We start from the raw sequence: 15,786 nt of genomic DNA, 5'->3' as shown, positions 1-15,786 counted from the left end.
ACGGACACCCCCGCCGACTGCGCCGGAGCTTCCGGGCCGTTCGTGCCCGGCATGCCACACGGTCGTGACGCGAACGCGTCGCACACTCTGGGAGACTGGTGAACGCTATGGACATCACCTTGATCGCTGCCATCGTCATCGCCGTCGCGCTCCTGGCCGTCGGCGGGTTCTTCCTGGTCAGGACCCAACGCCGGGTCAAACCGGGCAAGGAGGAACCCGGAGCCGAGACCACGGGGGCCGCCGGTGCGACCGCCGTCGAGGAGGACCGGGACAGGGACTCCGGGACCGTCCGCACGCCTCCGGCGCACGCTCCGCCGGAGACCCCGGCCGCTCCGCCCGCCGAGCCGGAGCTGGAGACCCCGCCCCCCTCCGCGGGGCGCATGGTGCGTCTGCGGGCCCGGCTGGCCCGGTCGCAGAGCTCCTTCGGGCAGGGGCTGCTCAACCTGCTCTCCTCCGAGACCCTGGACGACGACGCGTGGGAGGAGATCGAGGACACCCTCATCACCGCCGACATCGGCGTGACGTCCGCCTCCCAGATCGTGGAGAACCTGCGCACCCGCGTCAAGGTGCTCGGCACCCGCGGCCCCGACGAGGTGCGGGCGCTGCTGCGCGAGGAGCTCCTGGCGCAGATCCGTACCGACGCCGACCGCACCGTGCGCACCGAGCCCCACGGCGGCCGGCCCGCCGTGATCATGGTGGTCGGTGTCAACGGCACGGGCAAGACCACCACCACCGGCAAGCTGGCCCGCGTGCTGGTCGGCGACGGGCGCAGCGTCGTGCTCGGTGCCGCGGACACCTTCCGTGCCGCCGCGACCGAGCAGCTCCAGACCTGGGGCAGCCGCGTGGGGGCCCCGGTCGTGCGCAAGGAGGAGGGCGCCGACCCGGCGAGCGTGGCCTTCGACGCGGTCTCCCGCGGCATCGACGAGGGCGCGGACACCGTCATCATCGACACCGCGGGGCGCCTGCACACCAAGACCGGCCTGATGGACGAACTGGGCAAGGTCAAGCGCGTCGTGGAGAAGAAGTCGCAGGTCGACGAGGTGCTCCTGGTCCTGGACGCGACGACGGGGCAGAACGGCCTGCGCCAGGCCCGCGTGTTCGGCGAGGTCGTGAACGTCACCGGCATCGCGCTGACGAAGCTGGACGGCACCGCCAAGGGCGGCATCATCGTGCAGGTCCAGCGCGAGCTGGGCGTGCCGGTCAAGCTGGTGGGGCTCGGTGAGGGCCCGGACGACCTGGCGCCCTTCGATCCCGAGGTCTTCGTGGACGCCATCCTGGGCTGAGGCGGACCGCCCGCCCGCGGGGCGGGGGACGGAGAACGTGGCCGGGCACCCGATCGGGTGCCCGGCCACTGCCGTGTTCACACGGTACGAATACGGGTGTTTCCCGACATCGCCACTGGTGTGATCCACTTCATACGATCGACATGCCGGTGAAACACGGAACGGCGCCTACTTGACGATGCTGTCGTTATGGACGTGAGATCTGACTGAGAGTGCCGCAATCGTCACTCCTGGTTCATGTGGTGGGGGTCGCTCTGTTCCGGTGCACGTGCGTTCGGGCGTGCTGGGGGTTCGGTTCATGGTGCGTTAACACTTCTGGCTGTCCTTTTACCCCTGCGCAACACATCGGGCCCCGGGGAGAAACACCCCGGTCGGAAGGTTGCCTGCGTGGTGATCTGCATCGGGCCCGATGATGCGCTCGCTGACTGCCGCCCTCACAGACACAATCCCCCGTCCGTCCTATGGAGGCGACGCAATGATTGACACCGGCAACACGGCGTGGCTGCTCATCAGCGCAGCGCTCGTGATGCTCATGACCCCGGGCCTGGCCTTCTTCTACGGAGGCATGTCCCGGGCCAAGAGCGTCCTGAACATGATGCTGATGAGCTTCGCGAGCATCGCGATCGTGAGTGTTCTCTGGGTCGTGGTGGGCCACTCGCTCACCTACTCCGACGGGGGCCCGCTCAACGCGTTCATCGGTGGCTTCGACTACGTCGGGCTCAGCGGCCTGATCGGCGAGATCGAGCCCGCGGCCGACGGGGCGGGCGGCTACCCGCTGCTCGTCGACGCCGGCTTCCAGATGATGTTCGCGGTCATCACCGTGGCCCTCATCAGCGGCGCGATCGCGGACCGCGCCAAGTTCGGCGCCTGGATGCTCTTCGCTCCGGTCTGGGCCCTGCTCGTCTACTTCCCCGTCGCCCACTGGGTCTGGGGCGACGGCTGGATCGGCAGCCTCACGATCGGCGGCTACGAGGTCATCGACTTCGCCGGCGGTACCGCGGTCCACATCAACGCCGGCGCGGCAGCGCTCGCGCTGACCTTCGTCCTCGGGCGCCGCAAGGGCTTCGGCTCCGAGTCGATGCGTCCCCACAACCTTCCGTTCGTCCTGCTGGGCGCCGCGCTCCTGTGGTTCGGCTGGTTCGGTTTCAACGCCGGTTCCGCCTACGCCGCCGACGGCACCGCCGCCCTGGCACTGGTCAACACCCAGGTCGCCACCGCAGCCGCCACCGGCGCCTGGATGCTCGTCGAGCGCCTGCGCTACGGCAAGGTCAGCGCGCTCGGCTTCGCCTCCGGCGCCATCGCCGGCCTCGTGGCCATCACGCCGGCCGCCGCGAACGTCACCCCGCTCGGCGCGATCGCCGTCGGCGCCCTGTCCGGCGCCGTCTGCGCCTACGCCATCAGCTGGAAGTTCAAGTTCAAGTACGACGACGCGCTCGACGTCGTGGGCATCCACATGGTCGGCGGCATCATCGGCTCGCTGGTCCTCGGCTTCCTGGCCGCGGGTGTGACCGGTGGCGCGGACGGCCTCCTCTACGGCGGCGGCATCGGCCTCCTGGCCGTCCAGGTCGTCGCGGTCGTCGGAGTCATGCTCTACTCCTTCGCCGTCACCTGGGTCATCGCCAAGATCATCGACCTCATCGTCGGGTTCCGCATCACCGAGGAGGTCGAGACCAACGGCCTGGACCACGAGCTGCACGCCGAGTCGGCCTACGCCTTCGAGGAGCTCGACGAGATCGAGGCAGAAGCGGTCTCCTCGCCGACGCCTCCGGGCGGGGAGACGGCCTCACCGCAGGTCAAGGCCTAGGCCTCAGCGTTGAGGTCATCGGCCCTGCGCCGTTGACGCGGTGAGGTGGCCAGGGGCCGACGGGGATCTCCCCGTCGGCCCCGTTCTGTGCCTTAGAGTGCTTCGTGGCATATATGGGCATTCGAGGCCCGGTAGTGGCCGTGGCCTGCGTGTGGGTTCGGTACCCTTTCTGAGCGGCGCGGCGGAGCAGCCGCAGGACGGATGCGCTCGGCCGGGGACGTCGGCCGAATCACAGATGCGCATCGGCGCCTTTCGGAGGTCCCGAGGTAAAACCAGGGGCCGCGCATCCGCGTCTCATGCCAGGAACGGGTCCCGGGCCGCTCATCCCGCCGCCCACCCGGAAACTCACGCTGATTCGTACAGTGCCCCACAGGTCGGGGTCAGGAGGCAAGATGGCGCCGGTTAGTCACTTCAGGGGTCGCAGGGGCGGGCGTGCCGCGCTCGCCGCGACGAGCGCGGTCGCCGTGCTCGGGTTGACCGCGTGCTCCATCGACCTGAGCAACCTCCGCCCCGGAGGGGGCGAGGAGGAGCCCAGCCCCGAGCCCGCCGAGCCGGTGGCCGCGGCGCCGCTGCTGGAGAACGCCCTGGCCGACCTCGCCGCCTACCCGGCGCTCACCGCCACCGGGCAGATCGCCGAGACCGTCGGTTCCTCCGAGGTCCGGGACGCCTCGCTCACCGTCGCCGACACGGGCGCGACCAGCGGGACCATCCGCGCCAACAGCGTCGAGGCCGACGTGCTCGCCGCCGACGGCAAGCTCTTCATCCGCGCGATCGAGGACTTCTGGCTCGACCAGGGCGTCTTCGGCCCGGACTTCGACGACTTCAACGAGAACTGGGTGCGCTCCTCCGCGGCCCAGGCAGGGCTCAACCCCAGCTCCACCCTCGCCCCGCCGGAGCTCTCCGCGATCCTCTCCGCGATCGAGCTGGACTCCGAGGAGGCCGTCGAGGAGAACCTGGACGGCACCCTCACCCACCGGGTCGACCTCGCCGGCGAGCGCAACCAGATCTGGATCAACGCCGAGACCGAGCAGATCCAGCGCATCGCCATCGAGGAGCTCGTCCCCGAGGGGGCGGAGACCGGGCCGCAGGTCCGGCTGGACCTGGCCGAGGCCGACACCGCCGCCGTCGAGGAGCTCTACGACGGCGTCATCGCCACCGCGGAAGAGGACCTGACCGGCTCCAGGGACGCCAGGATCGAGGTGGGATGGGACGGCAACCCCGCGATGAACTGCGAGGACGGCCCCAACTGCACCTGGTCGGGTACCGTGCGGGACGCGGGCGGCGACGGCAGCGGAGAGGTGACCGTCCGCATGGACGTGACCTTCACCAACGCCGACATCGGCGAGCAGACGTGTGACGACGGCGGCACCCTGGAGGCGGGTTCGACCCTGGACCTCTCGTGCAGCGCCGACTACAACATCGTCAGCTCCACCCAGCAGACCTACACCATCGACGGTGAGGCCCAGCTCTCCACCCGCGGCCTGACCGGCGGCCAGCAGGAGGACATGCTGGCGGCCCTCGCCGAGCAGCGCGAGGCCACCCTGGCCGGCGGCGCCCCCGCCGAGGAGGAGTCCGAGGAGGACGAGGGCAACTAGCGCCCCCGGAACTCCGCGGGCCGCGGGCCGGGACGGCGGGCGGTGGCCGCGGTCACCGACATCACGGAGGGCGGGGCGCACAGGCTCCGCCCTCTCCCCGTTTCCGACCCCCGCAGCCTCGGGCTACTGTCCGGCGGCGGTGGGCGGGTAGGCTGGGAAACCACTTACGAGACGAAGGACTGGCCAAACTCGTGTTCGAGACGCTTTCCGACCGGCTGACATCGGTCTTCTCCTCGCTGCGCGGCAAGGGGCGGCTGTCCGAGGAGGACATCAACGCGACCGCGCGCGAGATCCGTCTCGCGCTGCTGGAGGCGGACGTCGCGCTGCCGGTGGTCCGCGAGTTCATCGCGCGGATCAAGGAGCGCGCCCGCGGTGAGGAGGTCTCCAAGGCCCTCAACCCGGCGCAGCAGGTCATCAGGATCGTCAACGAGGAACTGGTCGAGATCCTCGGCGGCGAGACCCGGCAGGTGCGGTTCGCCAAGAACCCGCCCACCGTGATCATGCTCGCCGGCCTCCAGGGTGCGGGTAAGACCACCCTGGCGGGCAAGCTCGCCAAGTGGCTGGCGGCCGACCGCAACACGCCGCTGCTGGTCGCCGCCGACCTCCAGCGCCCCAACGCCGTCACCCAGCTCCAGGTGGTCGGTGAGCGCGCCGGCACCCCGGTGTTCGCTCCCGAGCCCGGCAACGGCGTGGGCGACCCGGTCGAGGTCGCGCGGGCGTCCGTCGAGCACGCGCGCCGCAACAACCACAACGTCGTCATCATCGACACCGCGGGCCGCCTCGGCGTGGACACCGAGATGATGCGGCAGGCCGCCGACATCCGCGACGCCGTCAGCCCCGACGAGATCCTCTTCGTCGTCGACGCGATGATCGGCCAGGACGCGGTCAACACCGCCCAGGCCTTCCTCGACGGCGTCGGCTACGACGCGGTCGCGCTCACCAAGCTCGACGGTGACGCCCGCGGTGGTGCGGCCCTGTCCATCCGGCACATCACGGGCCGTCCGATCATGTTCGCGTCCACCGGCGAGAAGCTGGAGGACTTCGACCTCTTCCACCCGGACCGGATGGCGTCGCGCATCCTGGACATGGGTGACGTCCTCACGCTCATCGAACAGGCGCAGCGCACGTTCGACGAGGCCGAGGTCGAGAAGATGGCCTCGACCATGGCCTCGGACGACGACTTCACGCTGGACGACTTCCTCCAGCAGATGTCGATGGTCCGCAAGCTCGGCCCGATCGGGAACCTGCTCGGCATGATGCCCGGCATGGGGCAGATGCGGGACCAGATCGACAACATCGACGACAAGGACCTGGACCGTATCCAGGCGATCATCCAGTCGATGACCCCCGGGGAGCGCGCCCACCCCAAGACGATCAACGGCTCGCGCCGGCTGCGCATCGCCAACGGCTCGGGTACGCAGGTCAGCGACGTCAACGGCCTGGTCACCCGCTTCTTCGAGGCGCAGAAGATGATGCGCAAGATGAAGAACGGCGGGATGCCCGGCATGCCCGGGATGCCCGGCGCGGTCGGCGGCAACCGCAAGAAGGCCAAGGCCCAGGCCAAGAAGGCGAAGAAGGGCAAGCAGCGCAGCGGCAACCCGATGAAGGCCCGCCAACAGGAGGCCGACCGCGCGGCCGAACGCCAGAAGCGCCAGGAGGAGGGCGGCCAGCAGATGCCGCAGCTGCCCCCGGGCCTCGGCGGAGGAGGCGGCGGGCAGCCCACGCTCCCGCCCGGTTTCGGCGGACCCAACATGCCGGACCTGTCGAACTTCAAGCTGCCCAAGGAGTAGCGAAGGCCACACGCGGCCCGTCCCCGGAGCGGGGGCGGGCCGTTCGTCGCGTCGCCACCACGCGGGCGCCGGTGTCCTGTCCGAGGAACGCGCTCGCGTCTGGCACAATGAGTAGTCGACTAACGGTGGACGGGTCAGCCCTCTAACTAACCCGCCACCCACGTCTTGCCTGGGCGGGTGCTGCAACCCCACGTGGTTTCCCTGCCGGGCGCCGAACACCGTTCATCGGGAGAAGACCACTCCAGTGGCTGTCAAACTGAAGCTCAAGCGTATGGGCAAGATCCGTACGCCCCAGTACCGCATCATCGTCGCCGACGCCCGCACCAAGCGTGACGGCAAGGCGATCGAGGAGATCGGCAAGTACCACCCCAAGGAGCACCCGAGCCTCATCGAGGTCGACTCCGAGCGGGCGCAGTACTGGCTGTCCGTGGGCGCCCAGCCCTCCGACGCGGTCAAGGTCCTCCTGCGCAAGACCGGCGACTGGCAGAAGTTCAAGGGCCTGCCCGCCCCGGCTCCGCTCCAGGTCGCCGAGGCCAAGGACCCCGAGGCCAAGGAAGCCGCCTTCCAGGCCGCTCTGAAGGAGCTCGTGCTCCCCGGCGGCGAGGGCAAGACCAAGGCCAAGAAGACCGAGAAGAAGGCGGAGAAGGCGGCCGACAAGCCCGCCGAGACCGCCGAGGCCGAGAAGTCCGAGGGCGAGGCCTGACGTGCTGGAAGAGGCGCTTGAGCACCTCGTGAAGGGGATCGTTGCGAACTCCGAGGAAGTCCAGGTGAGAGCCAAGCGGCTCCGCAAGGGCAAGGTCCTGGAGGTCCGGGTCCATCCCGACGACCTCGGCAAGGTGATCGGCCGCAACGGCCGCACCGCCAAGGCCCTGCGGACCGTCATCGGCTCCCTCGCCGGGGGCCGGTACGTCCGCGTGGACCTGCTGGACCTGCACGAAGTGCGCTGACGCGCCTCTTGGGGCGCCGACCACGAACGGTCGGCGCCCCGTAGTTGTGCCCGGGGCAACGTGCCCCGGGCACAGTTTTCCCGTCTCCACGGTGGGACGGGCGGAAGGACGGAACCTCCCATGCGACTCGTTGTGGGCCGGATCGGCCGCGCGCACGGTATCCGGGGCGATGTCGCCGTCGACGTGCGGACGGACGACCCGGCGGCCCGTTTCGCCGACGGCACCCTGATGGCCACCGACCCGGCGGGAGCCGGGCCGCTCACCGTCGCGTCCAGCCGCCGCCACAGTGACCGGCTGCTGGTGCGCTTCCGGGGGATCGCCGACCGCGACGCCGCCGAGGCGCTGCGCGGCACCCTCCTGTTCGTGGACTCCCAGGACATCGCCCCTCTGGACGACCCGGACGAGTTCCACGACCACGAACTCATCGGCCTGGCCGCTGTCACCACCGGGGGCGAGGCCGTCGGCACGGTCGACGACGTGCTCCACCACGCCCAGGACGTCCTGGTCGTGGCCACGCCCGAGGGGGGCGAGGTGCTGGTGCCCTTCGTCGCCGCCCTGGTCCCCGAGGTCGACGTGGCCGGGGGCCGGATCGTCCTCGACCCCCCGCCCGGCCTGCTCGACCTAGCCGACTGAAGGGCGCGCCGTGCGCATCGACATCATCAGCATCTTCCCCGACTACTTCGCCCCCCTGGACCTGTCCCTGATCGGCAGGGCGCGCACCTCGGGGCTGCTCGACGTGCGGGTCCACGACCTGCGGTCCTGGACCCACGACCGGCACAACACCGTGGACGACACCCCCTACGGGGGAGGCCCGGGCATGGTCATGAAGCCCGAACCCTGGGGGGAGGCGCTCGACGAGGTCGTGGACGGCGCTCCGGCTCGGCTGATCCTGCCCACCCCCAGCGGCCGTCCCTTCCGGCAGGCCGACGCCGAACGCCTGGCCGGCGAGGAGCGGCTGGTCTTCGGGTGCGGCCGGTACGAGGGCATCGACTCCCGGGTGGCCGCCGACGCCGCCCTGCGGATGCCGGTCGAGGAGATCAGCATCGGCGACTACGTCCTCAACGGGGGCGAGTCCGCGACGCTGGTGATGGTCGAGGCGATCACGCGGCTGCTGCCGGGTGTGCTCGGCAACACCGAGTCGGCCGTCCAGGACTCCTTCGCCTCCGGCGGCATGGAGAACCTGGTCGAGGGGTCGGTGTACACCAAGCCCGTCACGTGGCGGGACCAGGAGGTGCCGCCCGTGCTGCTGTCCGGCAACCACGGGGCCGTGGACCGCTGGCGCCGCGACCAGGCGCTCCGCAAGACCGCCCGCAACCGGCCCGACCTCGTCGGCGCCATGCCGGAGCGGGCCCTCGACCGGCGTGACCGGGAGGTCCTCGCCGAGGAGGCGGTTCGGGAAGCCACCTGACATGTGGCAAACTGGGTGGGTTCCCCCTGGGTGACCCTTGGCATCCGCATGCCGGCGGTACGACGTCGGCCTCTGTGACGGTCACCGGGTGGTTCGAATGTCCAGACCCTTAACGGGCCCTCGCCCGCGCACCCCTTCCCGCACCACGCCGGGGACTGGGCGCGGAGCGCTATCGATGAGGAATCGCGAGATGCACACCGCCATCCAGGAGCTCGAGAAGGCTCAGCTCCGCACCGACGTCCCCGAGTTCCGTCCGGGCGACACGCTCAACGTCCACGTTCGCGTGACGGAGGGCACCCGCACCCGTGTCCAGGTCTTCAAGGGCGTCGTCATCCGTCGTCAGGGCTCGGGCAACCGCGAGACCTTCACCATCCGCAAGGTGAGCTACGGCGTGGGCGTGGAGCGTACGTTCCCGATCCACACCCCGGCCGTCGAGAAGTACGAGGTCGCCGCCCGCGGCCGCGTGCGTCGCGCCAAGCTGTACTACCTGCGCGACCTGCGCGGGAAGGCCGCCCGCATCCGCGAGCGCCGCGAGCCCGTCTCCAAGTAGTCTTCCGCTCTTTTTCGGGGCCGAACCGACCTCCTCCCGAGGGGGAGGCAGGATAGGCTTCGGCTCGATGAACAAAGACGAGAGGGACCCCGGCGCGGACGGGGTCCAGGACGAGGATTCCGCCCGGCCCGGCCCGGAGGAGCGAAGCTCCGCCACTGGCTCCCGAGTCCCTGAGGACTCGGGAGCCAGTGGTGTCTCCGAAGCCGTTGGCCAGGAGCCGGAGGAGAAGGCGGACGCCGAGATGAGCAAGTCCCAGAGCGCTGAGAAGAAGGGGTCGTTCTGGAAGGAACTCCCCATCCTGATCGTGATCGCCGTGGTGTTGGCGTTCGTGATCAGGACCTGGGTGATGCAGGCGTTCTACATCCCCTCCACGTCGATGGAGAACACGCTGCTCGTCGGCGACCGGGTGCTCGTCAACAAGGTCGTCTACCAGATCCGCGACATCGAGCGCGGCGAGGTGGTCGTCTTCAACGGCAACGGGTCGTGGGACGATCCGAACACCGTGACCGTTCCCGAGCCGACCAACCCCGTCGCGGGCGCCTTCACCTGGGTGCAGCAGCAGTTGGGCGCGGCCCCCTCGGGCAAGGAGTACATCAAGCGGGTCATCGGGCTTCCCGGCGACACCGTGGAGTGCTGCGACGAGCAGAACCGCATCCTGGTCAACGGCGTCCCCCTGGAAGAGGACGCCTACCTGTACCCGGGCAGCGTGGCCAGTCACACCGAGTTCGGCCCGATCGAGGTGCCCGAGGGGCACCTGTGGCTGATGGGGGACCACCGGGCGATCTCCTACGACTCCCGCCTCAACCAGAACAACCCCGGTGGCGGCGCCGTCCCGATCGACCACGTGGTCGGCCGGGCGTTCGTCATCATCTGGCCGTTCAACCAGGCCGGCGGTCTGGGCGTCCCCGAGAGCTTCGACGCCCTCAACGACGCGGACCAGTGACGCCGTGACGGCTCCCGGTCCGGAGACGGACCGGGACCTCCGGAGTGTTCCGGTGACCGATCCGTCGAAGGAAATCTGCTCTACGGGGCCCAGAAGTCCGTTCCGTGACGCATGATGGATCTCGGATCGTCCTGATGTCCCCCTCATGCGTGGGCCGCCCCACGGAGGGAACAACCGGGGCGGTGGCGGTGTACACGTGATGAGGAGACCGGCACACCACGACCGGAGAGTGCGACGAAAGCGAGCGCGTGGATGAGTTCTGAGGACCTGGAGAAGTACGAGGCCGAGATGGAGCTCCAGCTCTATCGCGAGTACCGGGACGTCGTCGGGCTGTTCAGCTACGTCGTGGAGACCGAGCGCAGGTTCTACCTGACCAACAACGTCGACCTCCAGCCGCGTTCGACCGAGAACGGGGAGATGTACTTCGAGGTCGTGATGGAGGACGCCTGGGTCTGGGACATGTACCGTCCGGCCCGGTTCGTGCGCAACGTGCGCGTGGTGACGTTCAAGGACGTCAACGTCGAGGAGATCCAGAAGTCCGATCTGGAGATGCCTCCCGCGGACGGCGGAGCCCGCGGCGGTCCCGAGCTTCCCTGACCCGGCCCCGCCGTCCCCCGGCGGCCCCGCCCCCGGGGGGCCGACCGTCCCGCAGCCGTTCCGCCGTGCCGGGGGACGCGCCCCGCGTGCCGTGGCCGCGTTGTCCACAGGAACGAACTCCCCCTGGTGCGCCGGGCGGCGATCACCCACCGTGGTAACGGGAGGTGGTCGACGTGGACAGGTGGGCCGAGTACCGCAGGACCCTGGGCGGCCGGGGCGAGGACCTCGCCGTGGTCTTCCTGCGGCGGGCGGGCATGCGGGTCCTGGCCCGCAACTGGCGGTCGCCCGCGGGCGAGATCGACATCGTGGCCCGTGACGGCACGATCCTGGTCGTCGCCGAGGTCAAGACGCGGACCTCCGTGCGGTACGGGCACCCCGTGGACGCCATCACCCCCGACAAGCGGCGCCGCCTGCGCCGGCTGGGGCGGGCCTGGGCGGCCGGGCACCGGGTCCCGGCCGGGCCCCTGCGCGTCGACGGCGTCTGCGTCCTCGTGACCGGTGGGCGCGTGTTCGTCTCCCACGAGCGGGGGATGACGTGATGACGCTCGCCCGCACCCACTGCATCACCCTCCTGGGGGTCCAGGGACACATCGTCGAGGTGGAGGTGCACCTGGGCGGCGGTGATCCCGGGGTGACCCTGGTGGGGCTTCCCGACGCCGCCCTGCGCGAGGCCCGGGACCGCATCCGGGCGGCCGTGGCCAACAGCGGCGAGGAGTGGCCCAGCGGCCAGATCACCATCAGCCTGTCCCCGGCCAGCCTCCCCAAGGCGGGCAGCCTCTTCGACCTCGCCATCGCCGCGGCCCTGCTGTGCGCCACGGGCGTGGTGCCCCAGGACCGCCTGGCGGGCACCGTCCTCATCGGTGAACTCGGACTGGACGGGCGGGCCCGCCCGGTGCTCGGCGTGCTTCCGGCGATGGTGTCGGCCACCGGGCAGGGGTACCGCCGGTTCGTCGTGGCGCGGGGCAACGCGGCCGAGGCCGGGCTGGTGCCCGACGTCGAGGTCACGGCGGTGAGCAGCCTGATGGACCTGTGCCAGTGGCTGCGCGGCGAGTTCTTCCTGGAGGAGGCCGTCGAGCCGGAGGCTCCCCGTCCCCGCCGAGAGGGCGACCCCGGGCCGGACCTGGCCGACGTGCTGGGCCAGCCGGTGGCCCGCCGGGCGGTGGAGGTCGCCGCGGCGGGAGGGCACAACCTCATGATGCTGGGCTCCCCGGGCACGGGCAAGAGCCTGCTCGCCGAGCGCCTGCCCACCGTGCTGCCCGTTCTGAGTCCCTCCGAGGCGTTGGAGGCGACCGCCATCCACTCGGTCGCGGGGATGCTGCCCCGGGGTGCGCCCCTGGTCACCCGGCCTCCGTTCGCCGCCCCGCACCACACGTCCTCCCGGGCGTCGATCATCGGCGGAGGCAGCGGGTCCCCCAGGCCGGGGTGGGTGTCCAAGGCCCACCGGGGGGTGCTGTTCGTCGACGAGGCCCCGCAGTTCGGCAGGGGGGTGCTGGACTCCCTGCGCGAGCCTCTGGAACGGGGCGAGGTGGTGCTGGCCCGCGCCTCCTGCACGGTGACCTTCCCCGCCCGGTTCCAACTGGTGATGGCCGCCAACCCCTGCCCCTGCGCCAGGCCGGGCAGCATGTGCACCTGCCCGCCGGGCGAGCGGCGCCGGTACCTCTCACGGCTGTCGGGCCCGCTGCTGGACCGGATCGACCTCAAGGTCGAGCTGCAACCGGTGACACGGGCCGAACTGCTCGCCGACCGCGCGTTCGCGGAGTCTTCGGCCGTGGTGGCGGCCCGGGTGGAGAAGGCGCGGGCCCGCGCTCTGGGGCGGCTCGCCCACACCCCCTGGACCACCAACGCGGCGGTCCCCGGGGCGCGTCTGCGCCGGGAGTTCCCCGTGGAACCCGCCGCGCTGCGTGTGCTCGGGAGGGCGATGGACGCCGGGCAGATCAGCGCCCGCGGTGTCGACCGGGCGCTGAGGGTCGCGTGGACGCTGGCCGACCTCGCCGAGCGGGACCGGCCGGGGGAGGAGGAGACCGCCTACGCCTTCGCGCTGTGGTCCGGACGGGCGTGGTGAGGCCGGCCGGGGGCGGGCTGCCCCGGTGCGGGGCGGCGGTCCGGGCGGTTGTCGGAGGTCGGAGCGGAGCGGATGGAGGGGGAGCACGGTGAGCGTACGGGACGGGGAGGACGAGGCCGAGGCCAGGGCGCGGGCCTGCCTGACGGCGGTCGCACCGCCGGGGGACCTGTGGCTGGGGGCGATGCTCGCCGAGCACGGCGCGGCCGGGGTGTGGTCGGGGCTGGTCGCGGGGGAGCCTCCGCCGGCCGTCCCCCTGGAGGAGGACGAGGATCCCTCCCCGGAGGTGTGGGACCGGCTGCGCCGCCGGTGGGAGGGCTGGAGCTCCGCCGCCGCGCGGGTCGACCCCGACGCGCTCCTGGGCGAGTCCGCGGCGGCCGGCATCAGGTTCGTCGCCCCGGGAGATCCCGAGTGGCCCGGTCGCCTGGACGGCCTGGACCTCCCCGGAGGGCGCCGTTCCCACGGGTTGTGGGTGCGCGGCGGCGGGGACCTGCGCAACCTGTGCCTGCGCTCGGTGGCGGTGGTGGGCGCGCGCTCGGCCACCGCCTACGGCGGGCACGTGGCGGCGGAGATGGCCTACGAGCTGGCCGAACAGGCCGTGGTGGTGGTCTCCGGGGGAGCCTACGGGATCGACGGCGCCGCCCACCGGGCCGCCCACGCCAACGGGAGCACCGTGGTGGTGCTGGCCTGCGGGCTGGACGTGGACTACCCGCGCGGACACGCGGGCATGTTCGCGGACATCGCCCGGACCGGGGTCCTGGTGAGCGAGCGGCCGGTCGGCGCCACGCCCCGGGCCAAGGACTTCCTGATCCGCAACCGGCTGATCGCCGCGCTCACTCCGGGGACGGTGGTCGTGGAGGCGGGCAGGCGCAGCGGCGCCCTCAACACCGCCTCGCACGCAGTCGAGCTCCACCGGGTGCTCATGGCGGTGCCCGGCCCGGTCACCTCCGCGATGTCGGTGGGGTGCCACGTCCTCCTCCGCGACTGGCAGGCGGGCTGCGTCACCTGCGCTGACGACGTCGTCGCGCAGATCGGGGCGGCGGGGGAGCTTCCTCCGGCGAGCGGGCCGCTGCGGGTGTCGGCACACCTCGACGCCGAGAGCGCCCGGGTGCTCGACGCGGTGCCCCGGTCCGGGGCCGGGCCCGCGGTGATCGCCGTGGAGAGCGGGACGTCCCTGGACACGGCGATGCGGGCACTGGGACTGCTCGCCGCGGCGGGACTGGTGGAGCGCTGCCGGTCCGGCTGGCGGCTGCCGCAGCGACGGGGGGAGGCCGCGGCCGGGTGGACCGAGGGGCACGGATAGCGGGCCGGGATGACGGGTAGGGTTCCGCCATGGCCAAACCGTACAGTGATGTCGTGCTCGCGGACGGTCCGCTGCTGTTCGTCTCCGGGCAGACCCCCGAGGCCCCCGACGGGGACGTGGTCGGAGACGTCGGGGGACAAACCCGGCAGGTCTTCCGCAACATGGAGCGCGTCCTGGCCCCGCACGGGGCGGACCTGGGCCACCTCGTCAAGCTCACGTACTTCCTCCGCCACATCGCCGACCTGGACGAGTTCCGCAGCGCACTGGTCGACTGCCTCCCCGGCGAGCACCGCCCGGCCGGAACCCTCGTCGAGGTGAGCGGGCTGGTCAACCCGAGGTACCTCGTGGAGATCGAGGGCGTCGCGTGCCTTCCCCGGGGATGAGCGTGCTGGACCGTTTCGCCGCGCACCTGTCCGGTGAGCTGGGGCGCTCGCCCCACACCGTGCGCGGATACCTCGCCGATCTGCGCTCCCTCCTGGCCTTCCTGGAGGAGAACGGGTACCGGGTCGAGGACCTGGACGTGCTCCTGGTGCGCGGATGGCTGTCCCGGGCGCGCGACGCGGGCGCCGGCCGCGCCACCGTCGCCCGCAGGGTGGCTGCCGTGCGCGCCCTCACCCGGTTCCTGCACCGGGAGGGGGTGCTGGCCGCCGACCCCGGCCCCCGCCTGTCGGGACCCTCCCAGCAGCGGTCGCTGCCGACGGTGCTGGACGAGGAACAGGCCGCCGCGGCGCTCTCCCGGCCCTCCGGTGACTCCCCGTCGGACCTGCGCCGCCGCGCGGTGGTGGAGGTCCTGTACGCCACCGGCGTGCGCGTCGCCGAGCTGTGTGCCCTGGACCTGGCCGATGTGGACCGCGAACGCGACACCGTGCGGGTCCTCGGCAAGGGGGCGAAGGAACGGACCGTCCCCGTGGGCGGCCCGGCCCTGGACGCCCTCGACGCCTGGCTGTCCGGAGGGCGTCCGGAGACGGTGACCCCGGCCAGCGGCAGCGCGCTGTTCCTCGGCGCGCGCGGCGGCCGGCTGGGGGTGCGCCAGGCACGCGAGGACGTGCACGTCCACCTGCGCGCCGCCGGTGCGGACGGCGCCCCGCACGGGCTGCGGCACAGCGCCGCCACGCATCTGCTCAACGGCGGCGCGGACCTGCGCAGCGTGCAGGAGTTCCTGGGCCACGCGAGCCCGCGCAGCACGCAGATCTACACGCACGTGTCTGTGGAGCGCCTGCGCGACACCTACCGGCAGGCCTACCCCCGGGCCTGAGAGCCCCGCCGGCGCCGCCGTGTCACATGCCCGCCTGTTGGTGGTGTCCCGGGTTGTGGTGGTCGACCGTGGGGGTGCGGTGTGTTGTTCCACGTGTTGGTGGTGCCCGGGCTTGCGGGGTGACTGCGTGGGTGGGGGGCTGGTGCTCTGCGTGTTGGTGGTGTCCCGGGGCTGTGGTGGTTGACCGCGTGGGTGGGGTTCTGGTGCTCCGCCCGCGGGCGGAACAGTGCGATCGTCCCGGTGTTCCTGCCC

16 protein-coding genes are annotated in these 15,786 nt (G+C 71.6%); all 16 read left to right on the top strand.

Features of this window, described 5'->3' with window-relative positions; all coding sequences use genetic code 11:
- The first annotated feature begins 107 nt into the window (after positions 1 to 107).
- The 16 genes from ftsY to Q8791_RS10945 all read left to right on the top strand — a co-directional run bounded on the left by ftsY (position 108) and on the right by Q8791_RS10945 (position 15,534).
- Positions 108 to 1,283, top strand: coding sequence for a signal recognition particle-docking protein FtsY (gene ftsY / locus Q8791_RS11020; RefSeq protein WP_330091551.1), 1,176 nt, complete (start codon positions 108 to 110; stop codon positions 1,281 to 1,283).
- A gap of 475 nt (positions 1,284 to 1,758) precedes the next feature.
- Positions 1,759 to 3,087, top strand: a complete 1,329-nt coding sequence (locus Q8791_RS11015) for an ammonium transporter (RefSeq protein WP_330091550.1) — start codon at positions 1,759 to 1,761, stop codon at positions 3,085 to 3,087.
- A 392-nt stretch (positions 3,088 to 3,479) separates the two neighbouring features.
- Positions 3,480 to 4,682, top strand: a complete 1,203-nt coding sequence (locus tag Q8791_RS11010; protein WP_330091549.1) for a hypothetical protein — start codon at positions 3,480 to 3,482, stop codon at positions 4,680 to 4,682.
- Between the two features lie 191 nt (positions 4,683 to 4,873).
- Positions 4,874 to 6,472: a signal recognition particle protein gene (ffh, locus tag Q8791_RS11005; RefSeq protein ID WP_330091548.1), complete on the top strand. Its 1,599-nt coding sequence runs from the start codon at positions 4,874 to 4,876 to the stop codon at positions 6,470 to 6,472.
- Positions 6,473 to 6,716: 244 nt separating this feature from the next.
- Complete coding sequence (gene rpsP / locus Q8791_RS11000) at positions 6,717 to 7,175, top strand: 30S ribosomal protein S16 (protein WP_267946448.1); 459 nt, start codon at positions 6,717 to 6,719, stop codon at positions 7,173 to 7,175.
- A 1-nt stretch (position 7,176) separates the two neighbouring features.
- The gene (locus Q8791_RS10995; RefSeq protein WP_330091547.1) at positions 7,177 to 7,419 is read left to right on the top strand and encodes an RNA-binding protein; all 243 of its coding nucleotides are present in this window, start codon (positions 7,177 to 7,179) and stop codon (positions 7,417 to 7,419) included.
- Between the two features lie 120 nt (positions 7,420 to 7,539).
- Positions 7,540 to 8,052: a ribosome maturation factor RimM gene (gene rimM, locus Q8791_RS10990; protein ID WP_330091546.1), complete on the top strand. Its 513-nt coding sequence runs from the start codon at positions 7,540 to 7,542 to the stop codon at positions 8,050 to 8,052.
- A 10-nt stretch (positions 8,053 to 8,062) separates the two neighbouring features.
- Entirely contained in the window at positions 8,063 to 8,827 is a 765-nt protein-coding gene (gene trmD / locus Q8791_RS10985; protein WP_330091545.1) for a tRNA (guanosine(37)-N1)-methyltransferase TrmD, read from the top strand.
- A gap of 190 nt (positions 8,828 to 9,017) precedes the next feature.
- Positions 9,018 to 9,377 carry a 50S ribosomal protein L19 gene (rplS, locus tag Q8791_RS10980; protein WP_330091696.1) on the top strand — a complete coding sequence of 120 codons (360 nt, stop codon included), beginning with the start codon at positions 9,018 to 9,020 and terminating at the stop codon, positions 9,375 to 9,377.
- A 67-nt stretch (positions 9,378 to 9,444) separates the two neighbouring features.
- The gene (gene lepB, locus Q8791_RS10975; protein ID WP_330091544.1) at positions 9,445 to 10,320 is read left to right on the top strand and encodes a signal peptidase I; all 876 of its coding nucleotides are present in this window, start codon (positions 9,445 to 9,447) and stop codon (positions 10,318 to 10,320) included.
- Positions 10,321 to 10,572: 252 nt separating this feature from the next.
- A complete protein-coding gene (locus tag Q8791_RS10970; protein WP_330091543.1) occupies positions 10,573 to 10,917 on the top strand; it encodes a DUF2469 domain-containing protein in 345 nt (114 codons plus the stop codon).
- Positions 10,918 to 11,090: 173 nt separating this feature from the next.
- Positions 11,091 to 11,456, top strand: a complete 366-nt coding sequence (locus Q8791_RS10965) for a YraN family protein (RefSeq protein ID WP_330091542.1) — start codon at positions 11,091 to 11,093, stop codon at positions 11,454 to 11,456.
- On the top strand, positions 11,456 to 12,979 hold the full coding sequence (locus tag Q8791_RS10960; RefSeq protein WP_330091541.1) for a YifB family Mg chelatase-like AAA ATPase: 1,524 nt from the start codon (positions 11,456 to 11,458) through the stop codon (positions 12,977 to 12,979). Before Q8791_RS10965 ends, Q8791_RS10960 begins: the two co-directional genes overlap by 1 nt.
- Positions 12,980 to 13,067: 88 nt before the next feature.
- Positions 13,068 to 14,279, top strand: a complete 1,212-nt coding sequence (locus Q8791_RS10955) for a DNA-processing protein DprA (RefSeq protein WP_330091540.1) — start codon at positions 13,068 to 13,070, stop codon at positions 14,277 to 14,279.
- A gap of 29 nt (positions 14,280 to 14,308) precedes the next feature.
- A complete protein-coding gene (locus Q8791_RS10950) occupies positions 14,309 to 14,662 on the top strand; it encodes a RidA family protein (RefSeq protein WP_330091539.1) in 354 nt (117 codons plus the stop codon).
- On the top strand, positions 14,659 to 15,534 hold the full coding sequence (locus Q8791_RS10945) for a tyrosine recombinase XerC (protein ID WP_330091538.1): 876 nt from the start codon (positions 14,659 to 14,661) through the stop codon (positions 15,532 to 15,534). The genes Q8791_RS10950 and Q8791_RS10945 overlap by 4 nt, the downstream gene beginning before the upstream one ends.
- Positions 15,535 to 15,786 lie beyond the last annotated feature (252 nt).

The organism is Nocardiopsis codii (assembly GCF_036327455.1).
GTDB classification, from domain to species: Bacteria; Actinomycetota; Actinomycetes; order Streptosporangiales; family Streptosporangiaceae; genus Nocardiopsis; species Nocardiopsis codii.
Note: the sequence above shows the minus strand (reverse complement) of the source record. Positions and strands in the feature narration are given on the sequence as shown.

Excerpts from the sequence above, each read along its gene's own strand:
- ftsY (WP_330091551.1), top strand. The coding sequence starts at position 108 with ATGGACATCACCTTGATCGCTGCCATCGTCATCGCCGTCGCGCTCCTG.
- Q8791_RS11015 (WP_330091550.1), top strand. The coding sequence starts at position 1,759 with ATGATTGACACCGGCAACACGGCGTGGCTGCTCATCAGCGCAGCGCTC.
- Q8791_RS11010 (WP_330091549.1), top strand. The coding sequence starts at position 3,480 with ATGGCGCCGGTTAGTCACTTCAGGGGTCGCAGGGGCGGGCGTGCCGCG.
- rimM (WP_330091546.1), top strand. The coding sequence starts at position 7,540 with ATGCGACTCGTTGTGGGCCGGATCGGCCGCGCGCACGGTATCCGGGGC.
- rplS (WP_330091696.1), top strand. The coding sequence starts at position 9,018 with ATGCACACCGCCATCCAGGAGCTCGAGAAGGCTCAGCTCCGCACCGAC.
- lepB (WP_330091544.1), top strand. The coding sequence starts at position 9,445 with ATGAACAAAGACGAGAGGGACCCCGGCGCGGACGGGGTCCAGGACGAG.
- Q8791_RS10970 (WP_330091543.1), top strand. The coding sequence starts at position 10,573 with ATGAGTTCTGAGGACCTGGAGAAGTACGAGGCCGAGATGGAGCTCCAG.
- Q8791_RS10960 (WP_330091541.1), top strand. The coding sequence starts at position 11,456 with ATGACGCTCGCCCGCACCCACTGCATCACCCTCCTGGGGGTCCAGGGA.
- Q8791_RS10950 (WP_330091539.1), top strand. The coding sequence starts at position 14,309 with ATGGCCAAACCGTACAGTGATGTCGTGCTCGCGGACGGTCCGCTGCTG.
- Q8791_RS10945 (WP_330091538.1), top strand. The coding sequence starts at position 14,659 with ATGAGCGTGCTGGACCGTTTCGCCGCGCACCTGTCCGGTGAGCTGGGG.